Here is a 1,626-nt window from a genome sequence, read left to right on the forward strand (position 1 = left end):
GTCCGGATTTACCTAAACAAACGCCCTACTCACTTTCACATAGACTACCAACGCTATGCTTGCTTAGCCTGCTCCGTCCCCCCATCGCAATTATATCGAGTACAGAAATATTAATCTGTTTCCCATCGACTACGCCTTTCGGCCTCGCCTTAGGGGTCGACTTACCCTACCCTGATTAACATGGGATAGGAACCCTTGGTCTTCCGGCGTGGGAGTTTTTCACTCCCATTATCGTTACTCATGTCAGCATTCGCACTTCTGATACGTCCAGCATACCTCCCGGTACACCTTCAACCGCTTACAGAACGCTCCCCTACCACTCAGAATAAATTCTGAATCCGCAGCTTCGGTGCATAGTTTAGCCCCGTTACATCTTCCGCGCAGACCGACTCGACCAGTGAGCTATTACGCTTTCTTTAAAGGATGGCTGCTTCTAAGCCAACCTCCTGGCTGTCTGGGCCTTTCCACATCGTTTCCCACTTAACTATGACTTTGGGACCTTAGCTGGCGGTCTGGGTTGTTTCCCTCTTCACGACGGACGTTAGCACCCGCCGTGTGTCTCCCGGATATTACTTTACGGTATTCGGAGTTTGCAAAGGGTTGGTAAGTCGGGATGACCCCCTAGCCTTAACAGTGCTCTACCCCCGTAAGTATTCGTCCGAGGCTCTACCTAAATAGATTTCGGGGAGAACCAGCTATCTCCCGGTTTGATTAGCCTTTCACTCCTAGCCACAGGTCATCCCCTAACTTTTCAACGTTAGTGGGTTCGGTCCTCCAGTTGATGTTACTCAACCTTCAACCTGCCCATGGCTAGATCACCGGGTTTCGGGTCTATACCTTGCAACTATTCGCCCAGTTAAGACTCGGTTTCCCTACGGCTACCCTATTCGGTTAACCTCGCTACAAAATATAAGTCGCTGACCCATTATACAAAAGGTACGCAGTCACCCAACAAGTGGGCTCCTACTGCTTGTACGTACACGGTTTCAGGTTCTATTTCACTCCCCTCACAGGGGTTCTTTTCGCCTTTCCCTCACGGTACTGGTTCACTATCGGTCAGTTGGGAGTATTTAGCCTTAGATGATGGTCCACCTATATTCAGTCAAAGTTTCACGTGCTCCGACCTACTCGATTTCACTTAAAATGTCTTTTCATGTACGGGACTATCACCCTGTATCGTGGCGCTTTCCAGCAGCCTTCCATTAACACATAATAAGCTTAAGGGCTGTTCCGATTTCGCTCGCCGCTACTTTCGGAATCTCGGTTGATTTCTTTTCCTACGGGTACTTAGATGTTTCAGTTCTCCGCGTTCGCCTCGTTAACCTATGTATTCAGTTAACGATACCTGCAAGCAGGTGGGTTTCCCCATTCGGAAATCCTAGTCTCAAGCGCTTTTTACTAGCTTGACTAGGCTTATCGCAAGTTAATACGTCCTTCATCGCCTCCAACTGCCAAGGCATCCACCGTGTACGCTTAGTCACTTAACCATACAACCCAAACGGGTCTTTGTTTTGTGACAGTTTAACTTCGCCAGAAGTCAATATTGAATACTAAAGTAGATACCAATCAATCAACTCATAAGAGTTAACTAAATGGCACTCAATGGTACTGCTACCATTGTTTTTT

Annotated in this window: 1 rRNA gene; it reads right to left on the reverse strand. The window is 47.7% G+C overall.

The annotated features are described in order from the left end of the window. Nucleotides 1-1,487 (reverse strand): 23S ribosomal RNA (locus NRL14_RS20715); the annotation flags it as partial. Nucleotides 1,488-1,626: the final 139 nt, after the last annotated feature.

Origin of the sequence: Pseudoalteromonas sp. 20-92, assembly GCF_030847595.1 — a bacterium.
GTDB classification, from domain to species: Bacteria; Pseudomonadota; Gammaproteobacteria; order Enterobacterales; family Alteromonadaceae; genus Pseudoalteromonas; species Pseudoalteromonas fuliginea.